The following is an 18,489-nucleotide window of genomic DNA, read 5'->3' on the forward strand; positions in this document are numbered from 1 at the left end:
ATGCTTGAGATATTGGCCGTAGCCATTCTTGCAGCGTGGCGTGGAGGTTTCCCACACCAGATCGTCGCTATTTGCAAATCAGAAACAAAATACATAAAAAAAATACAAATAATGTATTTTACGCCGCACAAATGGACAAATTCGCAAAATGCGACAAAGGTCATCATGCCCAACCCAGACTTTTTCGGCTTGGATGCCCCCGTTGTATGGGATACGCACTCGGCTTATCAACACCTTCATGCGCTCGAACAAGCCGACACCAAACGCACGGCCGAGCGCCGCCTGCACGAATTGGGCTTGCTGCCCGCCGAACTCACGGCGCACACCCTTGAAGATGAGTTGGGACGCCCACCGACCCCTGTCGTGCTGGCCTGGGATATAGAAAGAGCGCGGGCCAAGCGCAAGCTGGTGATCTTCGCGCAATTGTTCCGTACACCGGACGGCCAAGACTGTTTGCACGCCAATGACGCCAGGGGCGCACGCTACTGGCTGCCCCTCGGACCGGTGCCGCTTGATTCCCAGGCACTGGCCAATGCCCTGCAGCGCTTGCAGACCCACATTGGCAAATACATCGTCGTGTTTCCCAGCGGACGTCTCACTGCCATTTGCAGGCAAGCCTGCCCGCCGGCCAGCGTCGAACTCGGGTTGCTCAGTTATGCCCCGATACTCGACGAAAGCCCATTGCGCGCGCCACATTCCCCGGCAAAGTCGCTCACGCCTCATCTCAAGCGACTTGAGTCAGAGAGCGTGCAAATCATCCGCGAAGCGGTGGCCGAATGCGAAAACCCAGCCATGCTGTATTCGATGGGCAAAGACAGCGCAGTCATGCTCCACCTGGCCCGCAAAGCCTTTTACCCTTCTGTACCGCCCTTCCCGCTCTTGCACGTCGACACGCGCTGGAAGTTTCAGGAGATGTACATGTTCCGCGATTTCATGGTGCGCGAAAGCGGCATGGACCTGCTGGTGCATATCAACCCCGAGGCGATCAGCAAGAACATCAACCCCTTTGACCACGGCTCGGCGCTGCACACCGACCTGACCAAGACCGAAGGCCTCAAGCAAGCCCTGGATAAGTACAAATTTGACCTGGTGTTTGGTGGCGCACGCCGCGATGAAGAGAAATCCCGCGCCAAGGAGCGCGTGTTTTCCTTCCGTAGCAAAAGCCATCAATGGGATCCAAAAAACCAGCGTCCCGAGGTATGGAACCTCTACAACACCCATAAAAATCCTGGCGAGAGCATTCGCGTTTTTCCGCTGTCCAACTGGACAGAACTCGATATCTGGCAATACATCCACCAGGAAAACATCCCATTGGTCCCACTCTATTTCGCAAAACAAAGGCCTGTCGTTATCCGTAATGGCGTGGCACTTATGGTGAATGATTCACGCATGAAGTTGCTCCCGGACGAGAAAATTGAAGCGCGCAACGTGCGTTTTCGCACCCTGGGCTGCTACCCACTGACCGGCGCGGTGGAGTCAAACGCCCTCACCGCCGCCGACGTCATCCTTGAATTGCTGGGCTCCACCCGCTCCGAGCGACAAGGCCGAGCGATTGACAGTGACAGCGCGTCAAGCATGGAAAAGAAGAAAAAGGAGGGCTATTTCTGATGGCACTCGAACCTACTGCGCTCGCCACTGATGCAACGATCGAAGCCTTTCTGGCACAACAGGGTGACCAGGACCTGCTGCGTTTCATCACCTGCGGCAGCGTCGACGACGGCAAAAGCACACTGATCGGCCGCTTGCTGTGGGATGCACGGCAACTCACCGACGATCAACTGACGGCACTGCACGCCGACTCGAAAAAACACGGCACCCAGGGCAAGGATCTCGACTTTGCACTCTTGGTCGACGGCCTGTCCGCCGAGCGTGAACAGGGCATCACTATCGACGTGGCCTACCGTTTTTTCTCCACCGCCAAACGCAAGTTCATCGTCGCCGACACTCCAGGCCACGAGCAGTACACACGCAATATGGTCACGGGGGCGTCGACCGCCGATGTCGCGGTGATCCTGATCGATGCCCGACAGGGCGTGCTGACGCAAACCCGCAGGCATGCCTACCTGGTGTCGTTGATGGGCATTCGCCAGGTGGTCTTGGCCGTGAACAAGATGGACCTGATCGGGTTCGACGAGGGCGTTTTTCGCCAGATTACCGACGAGTTCCGCGAGTTTTCCCAAAGCCTGGGGTTCGAGAAGATCATCCCGATCCCTCTCAGCGCGCTCAAGGGTGACAACATCACCCAACGCTCCACTCACACGCCTTGGTACAACGGCCCGACCCTGATGGGCTGCCTGGAAACCCTTGAGATGGCTACGCCTGCGTCCGAGCGCCTGGTATTTCCGGTGCAATGGGTGAATCGTCCGGATGCCTCGTTTCGAGGGTTCAGCGGCTGTGTGGCAGAAGGTAAGGTCAGCGTCGGCGATGAGGTGCGCGCAAGCCTCTCGGGCCACACCGCTACGGTCACCGACATTATCGGCATGAACGGCTCCACCCAGTGCGCCACTGCCCCAGACGCCGTTACGCTGACACTGAGCAAGGAAATCGACGTGTCACGCGGTGACATACTGTCCCTGAGTCAAAGCCCGCTGGAGGTCACCGACCAGTTTGAAGCCGTGCTGATCTGGATGAACGAAGACGCAGGGCTCAACGGCCGCAGCTACGACATCAAACTGGCGACGCAATGGGCATCGGCTTCAATCACCAACATAAAATATCGCATCGACACCAACACCCTTGCCCGTGATGCCAGCCGCCATCTGTCCCTGAATGACATCAGTGTCTGCACCCTGGCAACCAGCAAACCCCTGGTATTTGACAGCTATCAACAATCCAGGACCCTGGGAAGCTTCATTCTGGTGGACCGCGTTACCCACGCCACCGTCGCGGCAGGCCTGATCAACCACAGCCTGCGGCGGGCGCAGAACGTGCACCGACAGGCCCTTTCGATTACCCGTGAAGACCGGGAAAAGCTCAATGGCCACCCTGGCAAAGTCATCTGGTTTACCGGGCTGTCGGGGTCGGGCAAATCAACGCTGGCCAACGCGCTGGAATTGGAACTGCATGCCCAAGGCTATCGCACCTATATTCTCGACGGCGATAACGTGCGCCAGGGCCTGAACAGAGACCTGGGCTTTACCGATGCGGACCGCGTGGAAAATATCCGGCGTATTGCCGAAGTGGCCAAACTGATGATGGATGCCGGGCTTATCGTCTTGACGGCCTTTATCTCGCCGTTCAGGAGAGAGCGGCAAATGGCGAAAGAACTGATTGGTGAGGACCGGTTTGTAGAGGTGTACGTCAGTACAACACTTGAAGTGTGTGAAGAGCGGGATGTGAAAGGCTTGTATAAAAAGGCCAGGGCCGGGCAATTGCCGAACCTGTCAGGGGTGGGCAGCCCTTATGAAGCTCCGATCGAAGCTGACCTGAATATTGATGCCGCTCAGACCGAACTGAACCGTGCCGTTAGCAAGCTGATGCAGCACATAAACAAATAAAGATCTGCTGAGGGCTTGACACCGCATACCTATTGAAAAACAGGTATGTTAAGCTTCGCAAAATTATAAACAGGCCAACATGTATCATGCCCACCCTCTACGTCGCGCACACCCCAGAGTTAATTGCATTACTTATTTTTGCTTTCGTATGCGCACTTGCGCCGATGTTTTTTTTACAAAAAATAATACCTTCGCTAATACCACAAGCGCATCCTAAAACACGATGGATGGACGGATTGCGTGGAGTAGCAGCAGCATTGGTATCACTCAATCATGCGCCCTTGGTCTTAATTAATTTGGTGATTGTTCCAAAAGTTTTTTACTTTGATCTTGTCGACAGCTCGATACTGTCCTTTTTCGGGGCTATTGGTGTACAGGTCTTTTTCTGCATAACAGGCTTTTTATTTGCAGGAAAGATCTTTTCCAAAAACCCCATCGACTGGACAGACTTCTATGCCAAAAGAGTCCGTCGAATTGTTCCCGCATTCTTCCTCGCTGGTTTGATAGCATCAATCATCGGGCTTTGGTTCTCTTGGCCGCTAGTGCAAAAAACAAGCGATATTATTCCTGCAATCCCCGCTATTTTTGGCTTCGGCTTATTACCTATGCCTACAATTAATGGCTTCAATTTTTCACGCCTACTTGGCGTCGCTTGGACACTCGCAATCGAGTGGAAGTTTTACTTCGTCCTGCCCATTGTCTACATTGCGGTATGCCATGATCGTAAAAAATCACTGTCTGCAATTATTGCATTTGCTTTCATCGACTTATATCTGAACGATGCCAGCGCATGGGCATTCTTTATCCCTGGCGCCCTATGCGCGCTTTTTAGCGGCAAAGAATTCAAACATTCAACCCGGATTGTCGCAGGCCTTATCGCGCTCGCAATCGTCATTGCGATGTTCTACCGTATTGGAGCCAAAGCCAATTATGGCCTGGAACAATGGCTGACTGTTTCAGCACTGTTCGCAGCACTTGCTATATCGCGCCCGGGCATTCTCGCTACGCGTTTATTTGTCGCTCTGGGTACTGTCAGCTACAGTTTTTACCTACTCCATGCAATGACCTTGTTTGCTGTGTTCGCGGTTATTGACCGGTACATCATAGGCGCTGGTGAACTGACCATGGTGCAGTTTTACCTCGTCGCGGGCGGCTCCTTGGCGCTGGCTTCAATACTCTCCACCGCCTCCTATCTGCTGGTAGAGAAGCGCTTCATGCAGACATCTTCGCCAAACCAGACCAAAGCACTCCATCCGACTACCGTTCGGGCGCCCGTCTGATCGGCGGCACAACCCAACCGTACGGCGCAGTGCCTGATCAGCAGGCATAAAAAAACACCTCGATACTCTCGAGGTGTTTTTTTTGACCAAGAATCAGCCTTTGGCCGAGTGGAACTTCAATTTTACAGGGCTGCTGCATACGTAGCGGGTAGTGCCTTCCTGTTGAATGATCTTCACAGTATAGGTACCGGAAGCCAACCCACTGACATCCACTTTGCCAACAAACCCAGACATCTCGAGCTCCGGCTTGGAAAAAGCTTTAGCAACGTCAGGGCGAGCGGAACGTGTCAGGGGCGCACTAGCAGCAACGTCATTCGAAGCCGAGACGATCTCAATCGACACATCTTTCGGAATACTGCCCGCTTTTACATTGTAAGCCCAACCCCAAGGCTCAAAAGGCTCGGTAGTCTGAAGCGTAGTCGCCGTCACGGGACTGTCGAACGAGCAAAAGTCATTGGCCACAACGCCAGCAGGTTTACCACTGTCGCAAGCCGCCAACAAGCCGAATACTGCAAACACAGGAAGGTACAGATAACGCATAAAACTCTCCTTTAAATCGAAATATGAGCTGTTACTTAAAATTCAGTAGTTTTTTAAGTACTCGCCTGAGCCCAATGGTTTTTTCACCTATCATCGCCACAACCTTCGGGCGTAGCACATCGATATCGCCCATTTGCGCCTGGAACCAACGATCGTCAATTTTATAATCTCTTTGCAAGACCTCAAAGTGAGCAGGACTGTTCAGAAGACCATTAAATTTCAACAACCCTATCATTCTGTACGGCGCACCTAGCCACTGGTTGTAGTTAAACAACAACAGCGCACTTTCGATATCCCGATGCTCTTTGGTTGGGACATCCTTGAAAACAAGAACATCCTCAAACCCTTGAATCAATACCTCGGCAGAAACATCATCAAAGAAGGTTTCAGCCATCAAGTAGTGTTCGTTAATTGTTCGAATAGAGTTACTCGCAGTTTGACTGCTGGCATTCTCCCCCGGCATAATTCTGAAGTTAATCAGCGTTCGCTCAGAGATGTGAATATCATATCGCTTGACCAGCCTAACCCACATCTCAAAATCCGGCAGCTGGCGCATTCTGTTACTGTACAAGCCCAGCTCGTCATAACACGCCTTCCTTATCAACATAGTCGGGTGGCAAATGCAGTTGCCCAGATCAAAAAACCGACGTAACCACAATCCTTGCGAGCGATTCTCCTGATCAAAAACCGAGCCTGTCGGGAAGGAGGCTTTATCCATCGGTTCGCCAGCTTTATCGACAAAACGCGCGCGACCAAAAGAAGCACCTATCTTCGGGTTTTCGCGCAAGATATTTACTTGATAGGCAAGCTTGTCATCTTCGGCCCAAAAGTCATCTGAGTTAATAAGAGCGATGAATTCACCAGACGCGTGACTAATCAACTCATTAGTGACCACACAGGCGCCACGGTTCACCGTATTAGGAAAAAACGTTATGCGTTCATCCTTGATGGCGGCCACAACCTCACGAGTTCCATCCGTTGAACCGTCATCAGAAATGATCAGCTCAAAATCGACATCACGCTGGGCAAGCACGCTGGCGATAGCTTGCTCTACAAATGCAGCATGATTATACGTCGGCATAATCACGGATACAGTAGGCTTCATCAAACCTTCTCCCTATACAAGGCTTTGAGCAATATACGTTTGAACCGGTCAGGCATCACCGCACGCAAGAAGCGCATCATAAAGTTAGGGATATAATCGATGAAACGCGGCAACGCCTTAACGACGGGTTGAACCACCGCATCTACAGCACTTTCGACCTGCGACGAAGCAATCACATGACGCAAACGACTGGCCAACACTTCGAACTCAAGATGAAATACGTTATTCGTCAAAGCGTTGTACGCGGGGATAACTTCGAGTTGAATTTTTAGCTTGTTAATATGCGAAGTCTGCGTCCACACCCCATTCGAGTGCAGGCGATAAACCGACATAGGTTCCTCAAGGAAACCGATCAAGCTCGTCCGCGAGACGCAGATATTGACAATCCAATCATAAGAGCGCATTTCAAACAACGCAGGTGGCAGTTCGTCCAACGCGCTCTTGCGGTACATACACGTTGAAAAGTTGCCGACCAAGTTATCGGCGATCAGATCACGGGCACCAATGATGCGATAAGACGAACTAACAGGCACTCTAGGCGTAAACTGAGAGCGGTCTTCTTCATAAACCAGATAGTTTACCGAGCATAAGGAACACTCCCAGTGCTGCTCAAGAAACTCTAACTGACTTGCTAATTTCTTCGGGCTAACCCAATAGTCATCGCCTTCCAAGACAGCAATATACTCACCGGAGCACTCAGAGAAGCCCCGCTGGTAGTTTTTGGTAATCCCCAAGTTTCCATTATTGACCAAGAACTTAAAGATAAACCGTGGGTCCGTACCTTCAAATTCCCTGATAATATTCAGCGTATTATCACTGGAGCCGTCATCGGCAATAACGAGCTGCAGCGGCCCGTTGATAACCTGCTTAAACAGCGCTTCAAGCGCTTGACGAATATACTTCTCGTGATTGTAAGTCACCAACAAAATAGAGAGTTTAAACGTTACAGCTTCCATTATACTTTCTCCAAGCGGGCGGAAGGACGTGGAATGTAAATTTCCGCCTCACCCTCAATCACGATCTTACCTCTTACACTGCACGATGTATCAAAAGACACTATTTTCTTGGCGGTATTAATGCTTGTCACGCAGATTTCAGCCACGACTGTATCACCCAGATAAACAGGCTTCTTAAATCGAAGATTTTGCGAGAGGTAGACACACCCAGGTCCAGGCAAGCGCGTACCAAATAACGCGGAAAAGAACCCGGCCGAAAAGAGGCCATGCGCAATACGCGCTTTAAATCGCGACTTTTCTGCGTACTCTTCGCTCATATGCACAGGGTTATTATCACCCGACAACCCTGCGTAAGCCTTCACATCGGCGTCTGTCACGGTGTGGGAGTAAAAAGCCTGCATGCCGACTTCAATTTGATCAATAGTCAAACCACCGAAGTTGTGTCCACTGATACTTGTCACTTCCTCAATCCTTCTCTTGAAAGTGGGCGTGCAGGGTTACCAACAACCGTCACCCCAGCAGCTACACTCTTGGTCACTACCGCGCCCATGCCCACTACGGCACCACGACCAATCGTCAACGGCTTGCCCTTCTTACCTTGAATAATAGAAGCCCCCGTACCGATGTAAGCATGGTCTTCAATAATGACATTACCGTTGCATTTTACCGATGGCGCGAAGGTAACGAAGTCACCAATGACACAATCGTGGGCAACGTAAGAATAGATATTGGCGTGAAAATGCCGACCGATCTTCACATTCGAAGTAATTGTCACAAAAGGAGAAAGCACCGCACCTTCAGCAATTTCATTCGCATCAAGGATGACGGTATTTTCAGCAAATACGGAGAATGCCTCTGCACCACGGTCCTCGCAAAGAGCGGCAATTCGCTCCCTGACTGCGGACTGACCAATGGCAATACTAAAATACCGGTTACCAGGAAGACTCAAAAACTCATCCAGAGAAATAACAGAGTATCCGTTGATCTCAGATTCCTCTACGGCGCCCTCCACGACGAAGTAGAGTTTGGCGCTGCCAGAAGAAAGCGCTTCCTTGAAGCGAGCAGCCACAAGGGGAATAACCTCTCGACCGTAGCCACCTGCCCCCACTATTCCGTATGTGTTCATCTTGCTCCCCTCCCTAAACAAAAAATTCTTACTGACTTCTAGTTATCGAACACTGTGCCGAGCGATCAGAATGCTTGCTTGAGCAATACACACACCATGTCAACCTCTTCAAGGGACAGCGAGTGGTACAGCGGCAAACAAATAATACGACGGGAAATATCTTCAGCGATCGGCGCAGATTGCCCTTCTACGTAATGCAGTTCAGACAACGACGGATAAAAGTAGCGACGCGGGTAAATACTATGAAGGTTTAAGTACTCGAGCACGGCAAGCACCGCTGCCTCGTCCTCCAGAATAACCGGAAAATAGGCATGATTATAAACCGTATCATCAGCCACTTTTTGATACGAAAACCCACACTCTTTCAAATTCAAAAGATAGCGCTGCGAAAGTAGCTTGCGTTGCGCAAGGATGCTGTCCACATACTTTAAGTTACACAGCCCCATGGCCGCATGCACTTCGGAGTTCTTGCCATTAATACCGATGTCGCCAAATTCAGTCGCGGAAGAGTGCCCAAAGTTACGCATCATCGCCAAGCGCTTGATCAATTTAGCGTCGTTCGCAACGACGGCACCACCTTCGATGGTGTGAAACAACTTTGTTGCATGAAAACTGCAGGTGGCAATATCGCCATATGCAAGTAACGAGCGGCCCTTATAGGTTGTACCGAACGCGTGCGCGGCGTCATAAATCACGTGTAAATTATGCTTCTTTGCAATAGCCTCGATCGCCTCGACATCGCATGGGTTACCAAACACATGGGTCGCCAGAATCGCGGATGTTTTATCCGTGATAGCAGCTTCAATCTTAGCGGGGTCGATATTCAGAGTGTCTGGGCAAATATCAACCATCACCGGCAAGCAGTGCTCCCATACAATGCTTGAGGTCGTCGCCACGTAGCTGAAGGGTGTGGTAATTACCTCACCCTTCAGGTCCAAGGCACGGATCGCAATTTGCAGGGCGACAGTACCGTTACTCAAGAACAACAGCTTTTCGACACCGAGATTTTTCTTCAGCTCAATTTCAAGCTCATTAACCAACGGTCCGTTATTGGTCAGCCATTCTCGCGCCCAAATACCAGACAGATAGCTCTGAAACTCTGCGAACGGCGGGATGAATGGTTTTGTTACGGTGATGTTCATAATATTCCGATAAATTATTTATGAAGTTTTTGCCGAAAAGCTTGAAGCCTGCCGCACCAGGACGCATTCAGTTGATCAAGAGCTTCTTTCATGCGTAGAGCGTCAGTGGTTAACTCAATGATACGGGCTTGCTGTGTCAGAATATTATTTTCCAGTGCGCGAATTTCAGCGTTCTGAACACCTTTTTCTTCTTCTAATTCATTTATATGGTCTACGCGTCTAGAAAGGTCGGCCGACAACTCACTGATCTGTATTGCCTGCTGATTGACGTTCGCATCGAGCTTGGCTATGTCGTCTTCACGTGACCGCAAAGCCTGTTGGAGCAACGTGTGTTGGTCCCCAGCATCCAATAGAGCAGCATCCAGATTATGGATGCGCTGCTCCTGAGCGCTCACAGTATCGTTAAGTTCAGCGAGGTGACTCTTTAGCGAGGCAGCAGCGGTTTCATATTCAGCCAACCGTTCACCACACAGCAAAAGTTCGGCATCGAGGTGGTGAACCTGTTGTGCCTGGTCGACTAACGCTTTTTCCAACACCGCTTTACGCTCAGCACATGCGATGACTTCAGCTTCATATGCAGCGTATTGTTCCGCTCTCATCGCCAGCTCAGTCACCAGTTCAGCAATATATTTTGTCTGGTCATCAATGAGCTGATTAAGATTGGATATATGTTCGCCTCGCGCTGATAACTCGACAGCCATGTCGGCTTCTTGGCGGATATGGGCCAACCGATCGGCCTCATGATCTTCGATGGAGTGCGTCAAGTCCTCAATGGCCTGGTTCAAACCCGCGATATGCTGCGTGCGCGCCTTCAGCTCGGCCTCAAAATCGGCAAGCCGCTTGGCGCGATTCGACAGTTCACTGTCGAGCCCGGTGATGTGCTTGATCTGATCATCAATCGTACTGGCCAGACCCGCTATATGCTGGCCACGTGCGGTTAACTCTTGCTCAAATTCTGCAATACGCTGGGCGCGTATCGATAGCTCTGATTCAATACTGCGAATATGCACTGACTGATCATTGATTGTCAGCTCTCTACCTGCGACTGTTTCACAAAGATCAGCCACCTTTGCTTCCAGCGTCGCTAGATAGACCTTCACGTTATAATTGGAAGACTGGCTCTGCTGCGTATCATCTGCATCATCGGAAACGTCGTAACCGAACAGAGTCAACGACTCTTTGATGCGTTCAGGAACATTCTGAAACTGCGAGACTTTATCTTTCTTCCACGCGTAGGCACTGCCTTGAAAAGAAGATGAAGAGCCTTTGCCTTTCTTCCAGTTCAAATACGCCGTGGATGAAAGATTCTCCATATCGAATCGGCAATAGCTGTCGTAGTCTATATAACCTGCCGGGTCCAACTGAGAGGACTCCAGGGTAATACCCAGAAAATTACAGATGCGCAACACTTCAGCATGCGTGTCGGCCACCAGGTTTTCGTATTTAACAACCAGGTAGTTTTCGGCAGACAGCAAGGCAGCCGCATCCGCAGCTATCTTTTTGATCTCATTCGCCCAGCGTGCCAGATTCAGCTCGGCCTTTTTGAACCACCACGGCGTACGTGCAAACGACAGCGCAACGTCCCTGCCATCCCTTACGACATGTATAAACTTGGCGTCGGGAAACACCCGCGTCATGATGTCCAAACGCTGACCGTACCAAGGCGTTTGCTCGATCAGTATTTTTTTATTATGGGATTTAGCAATCGCATCATAATAACCAGCAAAAAAATCCTGCATCGAACGCAGCGGATACTCCAATCCCTCGCAGTACTCGCGATAATTGAAAAACCGCGCGAGGTCGTGGGGGCAGCAACGCTCGAGCAGATCCGCTGCGACCGCTGCATCCCCTATCGCGCCCAATGCAATATTTTCATAAAATCGACTGCCGTTCGTATCGTACTCAAAAATGCACTGCATCTCAGGTGGAACACACACCTGTGAATGTGCATTGAGTACTTGTGCCAGATACGTTGTGCCACAACGGCCGGTACCAATTATAAATGCGTTATTCATATTCGGTATAATCAACGTGCGACGTCATTGGGTACGCTGAAACAGGAAAACCGTTCAGACGCGGACTTTTCGGCATATCACACCTCAAACTCATGCAATTTCAGCTGCGAGAATCCGTGCACTTTTGACCACACCCTGGCCTTTTCCCAACGTCCTACCCTGAATACAACTGCATCACTGACGACGTCAATAAACTCAGCAGTTTCGTTCTCGACAATGGTCGATGAAATATTCACTCGCAGTGAGTAATTGCCTTCCTGCAGCGGCAATTTCAGCGCGTACTCCGCCAAATATCTCGAGCCTTGCTTAGTGACTAGATAAGGCTGATCAATGTGTGGAAAGCCGCAGCCGATAATATTGTTTTTCTTGTCATCAAAAATACTAATATTGACTGAAAGTTCTTTTTCGGCATAGGCTTCAAAATACACTTTAACGACCACATCTTGGTTGAATTCAACAAAAACCAAGTCATTACCATCGGTATCGACCAACTCAACGCAGGTCGACTTTACTTCACCACTGCCAAAGCGGAATTGCGCCACCCTGGTCTCGAACTCTTGGGAGCGTTTGAAGTTGAGTTCATCCTTAGGCGTGATCTGCTGGCTTGACTGTCCAGCCATATCATTCGGAAGACCAGGCACACGTGCCTGCTTTCGATGCTCGGCGTTCATTTCTTCCTGCATCGTACGGATGTAACGCTCAGCAACGTCCGCTGCCGGTCCGACCGTTACAACCTTGCCGCGCTCAAGATAAACACCACGTGAGCATAGGCTTTTTACCGAACCTACGTCATGGCTGACGAAGAGGATCGTGGCGCCGTTGTCCTGGATACGGGTCAATGCGGTCATGCATTTGGCCTGGAAGTTCATGTCGCCTACAGACAGCGCTTCATCGACGATCATGATTTCAGGCTTGGACATGATATTCGAAGCAAATGCCAAGCGGACGAACATACCGCTGGAGTAAGTTTTGACCGGTTGTTCGATGAAGTCGCCGATGTCTGCGAACGAGGCAATTTCTTCAAAGCGCGCGTCGACTTGGTCTTCGCTCAACCCCAGGATAGCGCCATTCATATAGACGTTTTCGCGGCCGGTAAACTCGGGATTGAACCCCGCGCCCAACTCCAGCAATGCGGCAATTCGACCGTTAGTCAGGACAGTGCCGCTGGTAGGGTTAAGCGTGCCGCAGATCATCTGCAGCAATGTGGACTTACCACTGCCATTACGCCCAATGATACCGACCGTCTCGCCTTTCTTGATCTCAAACGACACGTCACGCAACGCCCAAAACTCTTTGAAGTATTGGCGGCGACCGCGCATCAGCATCTGTTTCAATCGGTCATGAGGCTTGTCATAAATGTGGTAGCACTTATTGAGGCCCTCAACGTGAATAGCTATATCAGAGGACATCAGCAAACCCCTTCCGCGTCTTTTGAAACCAGGCAAAGCCTAACCATGCAAATAATGCCGACCCCGCCATATATAAGGACAGCACCTTCATATCGGGCAGCCGTCCCCAAAACAACACGTCTCGCACACCCTCAACCGCCGGCGTGAGCGGGTTGAGCAAAAGGATATGCGCGTACTGCTGGGGCAAGGCGCTGGAAGGATAAAAAATCGGCGACAGGAACATCAATACCGTCGTCAAAATGCCGATGAACTGGCTAACGTCGCGCAGGTACACGCCCAACGAGGCCAAGCCCCAGGAGAGCCCCATCACAAGAAATATCAAAGGCAGCATGATGATCGGCAACATCAATGCCGTTAGGTGCGGCACCCCAAAGAGGCAGAGGTAGGCAATCAACCAAACGCTAAGGCTGACCACGAAATGAAACATCGCAGAACCCAGGTTTACCCAAGGAAGAATCTCCAGCGGGAATACCACTTTCTTCACGTAGTTTGCGTTCGCCAAAATCACCCCGGGTGCGCGGTTAACGCACTCAGCGAACAGGTTGAAAACCATCAGGCCACCGAACAGTACCAAAGCAAATTCGGTCTTTGAGTCAGTGCCACCACTCCAACGCGCCTTGAAGATCACGCTGAACACGAACGTATAAACGGCCAACATCAAAACCGGGTTGAAGAAAGACCAAAAGATCCCCAGAAACGAACCTTTGTAGCGGCCAATAACTTCCCGCTTGATCATGGCTTTGATCAAGCTGCGATTGCTCCAAACGCTCTTGACGAGCGCCTTAGGGGATATCGAGTGCAATTGCATCAGGCAAACACCTCAGCATCGCTTAACAGTGCGCCTTGCTGATCTTTACCAGAAAGTGCTGGCTCTCCAGTCACCGGCCAGCGAATGCCCAACGCCGGATCGTTCCACGCGATGCAGCGCTCATGTGCAGGGGCATAATAGTCCGTGGTCTTGTACAGAAACTCTGCAAACTCCGAGAGCACGACGAAGCCATGGGCAAACCCTTCAGGCACCCATAGCTGACGCTTGTTTTCTGCGGACAACACCTCCCCCACCCACTGGCCGAACGTGGGCGAGGATTTACGGATATCGACTACAACATCAAATACTTCGCCCGCAACGACTCTCACCAACTTACCTTGCGGTTGTTGGACCTGGTAATGCAGCCCTCGCAATACGTTTTTCACCGACCGCGAGTGATTGTCCTGAACAAACGTGACTTCTCTGCCAACCGCTGCTGAAAACTGCGCGCTGTTGAAGCTTTCAAAGAAAAAGCCACGATCATCACCAAATACCTTCGGCTCAAACAATACGACGTCAGATATGGCTAATGGTGTAGCTTTCATCAGTAAATCTTCTCTCGCAAAATACGTTGCAGGTATTGGCCATAGCCATTTTTTAAAAGCGGAGCAGCAAGCTTTTCGAGCTGCTCGCTACCAATCCATCCTTGCCTGAAAGCGATTTCTTCCGGGCAGGCCACCTTGAGGCCCTGGCGATGCTCAAGCGTGGCAATGAAGCTGCTCGCTTCCAACAGAGACTCGTGCGTGCCGGTATCCAGCCATGCATAACCGCGACCCATAATTTCTACAGACAGGCTGCCCTGCTCAAGATAAATGCGGTTGAGGTCAGTGATTTCCAGCTCTCCACGGGGTGAAGGCTTGATGCTTTTAGCAATATCAACCACTTGTTGATCGTAGAAGTACAGGCCAGTAACGGCGTAGTTCGATTTCGGCTTGAGAGGTTTTTCCTCCAGGCTGAGCGCTTTACCTTGCGCATCGAAATCCACAACCCCGTAACGCTCAGGGTCATTCACGTGGTAGGCAAACACGCTGGCACCTTCTTCACGCGCCATTGCACTTGAGAGCAATTGGTTGAAGTGGTGGCCGTGGTAAATGTTGTCACCCAGCACCAGCGCCGACAGATCGTTGCCAATAAAGTCTTCGCCAATGATGAACGCCTGCGCCAAGCCATCCGGGGACGCCTGTACGGCGTAGGAAATATTCAGGCCCCAGTTGCTGCCGTCACCCAATAGCTGTTCAAAACGCGGGGTGTCCTGCGGCGTGGAGATGATCAGGATGTCGCGAATCCCCGCCAGCATCAGCGTGGTCAGCGGGTAGTAGATCATCGGCTTGTCGTAGACAGGCAGCAATTGCTTGGAAATCGCCAGGGTTGCAGGGTGCAGACGGGTGCCTGAACCACCGGCCAAAATAATGCCTTTACGTTTTAGCATGTTCATTTCTCTAGAATTTCTACGAGCATCCGTGCCACGCCGTCCTGCCATTGAGGCAAGCGCAGTGAGAAGGCATTCTGCAGTTTTTGAGTGTTGAGTCGGGAATTGCCAGGGCGCTGGGCGGGCGTGGGGTACGCGGCGGTGGTGATCGCGCCTACGCTTGCCGGTTCGACCTTGAGCTGCACGCCGGCCGCTTGCGCCTGTTCCAGCACGAAACGGGCATAACGGTGCCAGGTGGTCTCGCCTGCTGCTGCCAGGTGATAAACCCCGCTCAGTTGCGGGTTCGAACCCAGGGTGCGGATAGCGTGGGCGGTGATGTCGGCCAGCAGGTCGGCGCCGGTGGGCGTGCCGAACTGGTCGTCAATCACGTTCAGGCTGTCGCGCTCGCGGGCCAGGCGCAGCATGGTCTTGGCGAAGTTGTTACCGCGCGCGGCGTAGACCCAGCTGGTACGGAAGATCAGGTGCGCACAGCCGCTGGCCTGGATGGCCTGCTCGCCTTGCAGCTTGGTCGAACCGTAGACGCTCAGCGGGCCGACCGGGTCGGTCTCCAGCCACGGCGTGTCGCCGGCGCCGGCAAACACGTAGTCGGTGGAATAGTGCACCAGCAACGCATTCAGCTTCAGCGCTTCGGCGGCCAGCACTGCCGGGGCTTCTGCGTTCACACGCAGGGCCTGGGCAGGCTCGCTTTCGGCCTTGTCGACGGCGGTGTAGGCGGCGGCATTGACGATTACGTCAGGCGCAAAGCGCTGCACGGTGGCGGCCAGGCCTTGCAGGTCGTTGAGGTCGCCGCAGTAGTCCTGGCTTTTGGAGTCGAGCGCCAGCACTTGGCCCAAAGGGGCCAAGCTGCGTTGGAGTTCCCATCCCACTTGGCCATTTTTGCCAAGCAGAAGGATCTTCATGCCGTACGCTCGGCGTAGTTCTTTTCAACCCACTCGCGGTACGAGCCGGATTGGATATTGCTGACCCAACCCTGGTTATCCAGGTACCACTCGACGGTCTTGCGAATACCGGTTTCGAAGGTTTCAGCCGGCTTCCAGCCCAACTCACGCTCCAGTTTGCGCGCGTCGATGGCATAGCGGCGGTCATGGCCTGGGCGATCGGTCACGTAAGCGATCTGATCGCTGTAAGGCTTACCGTCCGCTTGGGGGCGCAGTTCGTCGAGCAACGCACACACCGTGTGAACGATATCCAGGTTCGGTTTCTCGTTCCAGCCACCGACGTTGTAGACCTCGCCCACAGTGCCGGCTTCCAGTACACGGCGGATGGCGCTGCAGTGGTCTTTTACGTACAGCCAGTCACGAATTTGCTGACCATCGCCGTACACCGGCAGCGCTTTACCCGCCAGTGCGTTGACGATCATCAGCGGAATCAGTTTTTCCGGGAAATGGTAAGGGCCATAGTTGTTCGAGCAATTGGTCGTCAGCACCGGCAGACCATAGGTATGGTGATAGGCGCGGACCAGATGGTCGCTCGCGGCCTTGCTCGCCGAGTAAGGGCTGTTTGGCTCGTACTGGTGAGTTTCGGTGAACGCGGGGTCGTCCTTGGCCAGGGAGCCGTAGACCTCGTCAGTCGACACGTGCAGGAAACGGAAGGACTGCTGCGCTTCGCCTTCCAGGCCTTTCCAGTAGGCACGTACCGCTTCCAGCAGACGGAAAGTACCGACGACGTTAGTCTCGATAAAGTCTTCCGGGCCATGGATAGAACGGTCGACGTGCGACTCGGCAGCGAAGTTCAGGATCGCGCGCGGCTGGTGCTCTGCGAGCAAGCGCTGGACCAGTTGGGTATCGGCGATATCGCCCTGTACGAACACATGGCGCTTGTCACCCTCGATCGAGCTGAGGTTCTCCAGATTGCCGGCATACGTCAGCTTATCCAGGTTAATGACCGGCTCATCTGTCTGAGCGACCCAGTCCAATACAAAGTTTGCACCGATAAAGCCCGCACCGCCGGTTACTAAGATAGTCATTGAGTCAGATCTTTTTCAGTAGTGTTGCAAAAATTAGCCCGAGGTTCCCCATGAACGTCTGCCGATATAAACCGACAGACCAGAACCCCAGCACTCGTCTAAATAACGTTTGACTGCGTGCACCTTTAAAGCGCGCAAGCGTCGTTCGATGTTCCTCACAAAGACGATGCTCCATGGCTTCGAGGGCACGAATGTTCTGTTCGTTCCACTCGTAAAAACGTCCTTGAAAGATCATCCGCAGCCGAACCAGGCGTGCTGCCCAGCTGGAGTTGCTGCCAATCAGATTTTCATCATGCTGGCGGTACTGCATTCTGGGCTCGGGATCGTAGTGAACGATGCCTCCCGCGCCCGTAACGAGTTGATACGCCCACCAATCATGGGAGGGGACGACAACATCCGCGCCCGCCTCCATGATCAGCTTGCGAGCAGCCTGATTGAACACCATGGTATTGCCGCCCGCAATGCTCTGAACGAGTGCGTTCGAGAAGTGCGGAGGCAAGGAAAACCGCGGTGAAAAACCCAGTGCAACGCCCGAGTCACTGACCAACTGCGTGCGGCCACAGTAAAGGGCCGGCACATCCGAAGGCTGGCTCTGCAGCCACTCAACGGCCACCTGTAGTTTATCTTCGTTCCAGATATCGTCCTGATCACACCAGGCAAAATAATCGGCCTGGATGTCGGCGCGACACGTCAACGAAAGGAAATTGGCAACGAAGCCCTTTTGCGGACCGCGCACCACGCTCAAACGGTCGCTGCCCCAGCGATTGCAGTACTGCTGAAAGATCGCCGAGGAGCCATCTTTGGAGCCGTCATCCGAAATGACTAACGTCCAGCCACGGTAGCTCTGCCGCTCAATGGAGTCGAGTTGGTCCGCAAGGAACGTCTCCCCATTGTACGAGCACATCAAAACCGCGACGTTCGCCAGGCAAACGTCGTTCGGCAGAGCATTGGAAAGGCTACGCGATGTGAAAATAGACACGATATCCCTTTGAGATGTACTACATATCCTGCAGGGAGGTAGGATATTGGCCGCAATAAGGTCGGAATTATTACAGTATTGGACTGTAAGAGCAATCTTACTTGTGACCGACGGTCAAGCATGCTGAACCTGCCAAAGCGCTCTACGATGGGGCCTTGCACCGCCAGCCCGCCACTTGCATTTTTGCCTTGCCAACCGACGCTTTCAGGCCGGCCGCGGACAACACTGGCACGCCCA

The 18,489-nt window shown here is 52.4% G+C and carries 17 protein-coding genes; 3 read left to right on the top strand and 14 right to left on the bottom strand.

Going from position 1 to position 18,489, the window contains the following annotated elements:
- The 3 genes from cysD to BFP92_RS13275 all read left to right on the top strand — a co-directional run bounded on the left by cysD (position 1) and on the right by BFP92_RS13275 (position 4,777).
- On the top strand, positions 1-1,608 hold the full coding sequence (gene cysD / locus BFP92_RS13265) for a sulfate adenylyltransferase subunit CysD (RefSeq protein WP_239694263.1): 1,608 nt from the start codon (positions 1-3) through the stop codon (positions 1,606-1,608).
- Complete coding sequence (gene cysN, locus BFP92_RS13270; RefSeq protein WP_065929821.1) at positions 1,608-3,497, top strand: sulfate adenylyltransferase subunit CysN; 1,890 nt, start codon at positions 1,608-1,610, stop codon at positions 3,495-3,497. The genes cysD and cysN overlap by 1 nt, the downstream gene beginning before the upstream one ends.
- Positions 3,498-3,583: 86 nt before the next feature.
- Positions 3,584-4,777 carry an acyltransferase family protein gene (locus BFP92_RS13275; protein ID WP_239694264.1) on the top strand — a complete coding sequence of 398 codons (1,194 nt, stop codon included), beginning with the start codon at positions 3,584-3,586 and terminating at the stop codon, positions 4,775-4,777.
- Positions 4,778-4,870: 93 nt separating this feature from the next.
- Here BFP92_RS13275 and BFP92_RS13280 read toward each other — a convergent pair whose 3' ends face one another.
- The 14 genes from BFP92_RS13280 to BFP92_RS13345 all read right to left on the bottom strand — a co-directional run bounded on the left by BFP92_RS13280 (position 4,871) and on the right by BFP92_RS13345 (position 18,252).
- Positions 4,871-5,317 carry a hypothetical protein gene (locus BFP92_RS13280; protein ID WP_065929823.1) on the bottom strand — a complete coding sequence of 149 codons (447 nt, stop codon included), beginning with the start codon at positions 5,315-5,317 and terminating at the stop codon, positions 4,871-4,873.
- A gap of 31 nt (positions 5,318-5,348) precedes the next feature.
- Complete coding sequence (locus tag BFP92_RS13285; RefSeq protein WP_065929824.1) at positions 5,349-6,422, bottom strand: glycosyltransferase; 1,074 nt, start codon at positions 6,420-6,422, stop codon at positions 5,349-5,351.
- Positions 6,422-7,378 (bottom strand): glycosyltransferase, encoded by a 957-nt coding sequence (locus BFP92_RS13290; protein WP_065929825.1) that lies wholly within the window; start codon positions 7,376-7,378, stop codon positions 6,422-6,424. Before BFP92_RS13290 ends, BFP92_RS13285 begins: the two co-directional genes overlap by 1 nt.
- Positions 7,378-7,839: a MaoC family dehydratase gene (locus BFP92_RS13295; RefSeq protein ID WP_083221737.1), complete on the bottom strand. Its 462-nt coding sequence runs from the start codon at positions 7,837-7,839 to the stop codon at positions 7,378-7,380. Before BFP92_RS13295 ends, BFP92_RS13290 begins: the two co-directional genes overlap by 1 nt.
- A complete protein-coding gene (locus tag BFP92_RS13300; protein ID WP_065929826.1) occupies positions 7,836-8,504 on the bottom strand; it encodes an acetyltransferase in 669 nt (222 codons plus the stop codon). Before BFP92_RS13300 ends, BFP92_RS13295 begins: the two co-directional genes overlap by 4 nt.
- Before the next feature lie 65 nt (positions 8,505-8,569).
- On the bottom strand, positions 8,570-9,646 hold the full coding sequence (locus BFP92_RS13305) for a DegT/DnrJ/EryC1/StrS family aminotransferase (RefSeq protein WP_065929827.1): 1,077 nt from the start codon (positions 9,644-9,646) through the stop codon (positions 8,570-8,572).
- A gap of 14 nt (positions 9,647-9,660) precedes the next feature.
- Positions 9,661-11,661, bottom strand: coding sequence for a sulfotransferase (locus BFP92_RS13310; protein WP_065929828.1), 2,001 nt, complete (start codon positions 11,659-11,661; stop codon positions 9,661-9,663).
- Positions 11,662-11,738: 77 nt separating this feature from the next.
- Positions 11,739-13,070, bottom strand: a complete 1,332-nt coding sequence (locus tag BFP92_RS13315) for an ABC transporter ATP-binding protein (protein WP_065929829.1) — start codon at positions 13,068-13,070, stop codon at positions 11,739-11,741.
- On the bottom strand, positions 13,060-13,878 hold the full coding sequence (locus tag BFP92_RS13320) for an ABC transporter permease (protein ID WP_065929830.1): 819 nt from the start codon (positions 13,876-13,878) through the stop codon (positions 13,060-13,062). The genes BFP92_RS13315 and BFP92_RS13320 overlap by 11 nt, the downstream gene beginning before the upstream one ends.
- Positions 13,878-14,423: a dTDP-4-dehydrorhamnose 3,5-epimerase gene (rfbC, locus tag BFP92_RS13325; RefSeq protein WP_065929831.1), complete on the bottom strand. Its 546-nt coding sequence runs from the start codon at positions 14,421-14,423 to the stop codon at positions 13,878-13,880. The genes BFP92_RS13320 and rfbC overlap by 1 nt, the downstream gene beginning before the upstream one ends.
- Positions 14,423-15,307: a glucose-1-phosphate thymidylyltransferase RfbA gene (gene rfbA / locus BFP92_RS13330; protein WP_065929832.1), complete on the bottom strand. Its 885-nt coding sequence runs from the start codon at positions 15,305-15,307 to the stop codon at positions 14,423-14,425. The genes rfbC and rfbA overlap by 1 nt, the downstream gene beginning before the upstream one ends.
- Before the next feature lie 2 nt (positions 15,308-15,309).
- On the bottom strand, positions 15,310-16,206 hold the full coding sequence (gene rfbD, locus BFP92_RS13335; RefSeq protein ID WP_065929833.1) for a dTDP-4-dehydrorhamnose reductase: 897 nt from the start codon (positions 16,204-16,206) through the stop codon (positions 15,310-15,312).
- On the bottom strand, positions 16,203-17,273 hold the full coding sequence (gene rfbB / locus BFP92_RS13340; protein ID WP_058422104.1) for a dTDP-glucose 4,6-dehydratase: 1,071 nt from the start codon (positions 17,271-17,273) through the stop codon (positions 16,203-16,205). Before rfbB ends, rfbD begins: the two co-directional genes overlap by 4 nt.
- 4 nt (positions 17,274-17,277) lie before the next feature.
- Positions 17,278-18,252 carry a glycosyltransferase family 2 protein gene (locus BFP92_RS13345; RefSeq protein ID WP_083221738.1) on the bottom strand — a complete coding sequence of 325 codons (975 nt, stop codon included), beginning with the start codon at positions 18,250-18,252 and terminating at the stop codon, positions 17,278-17,280.
- Between the last annotated feature and the right edge of the window lie 237 nt (positions 18,253-18,489).

Source organism: Pseudomonas sp. 58 R 3 (assembly GCF_900006605.1).
GTDB classification, from domain to species: Bacteria; Pseudomonadota; Gammaproteobacteria; order Pseudomonadales; family Pseudomonadaceae; genus Aquipseudomonas; species Aquipseudomonas salomonii.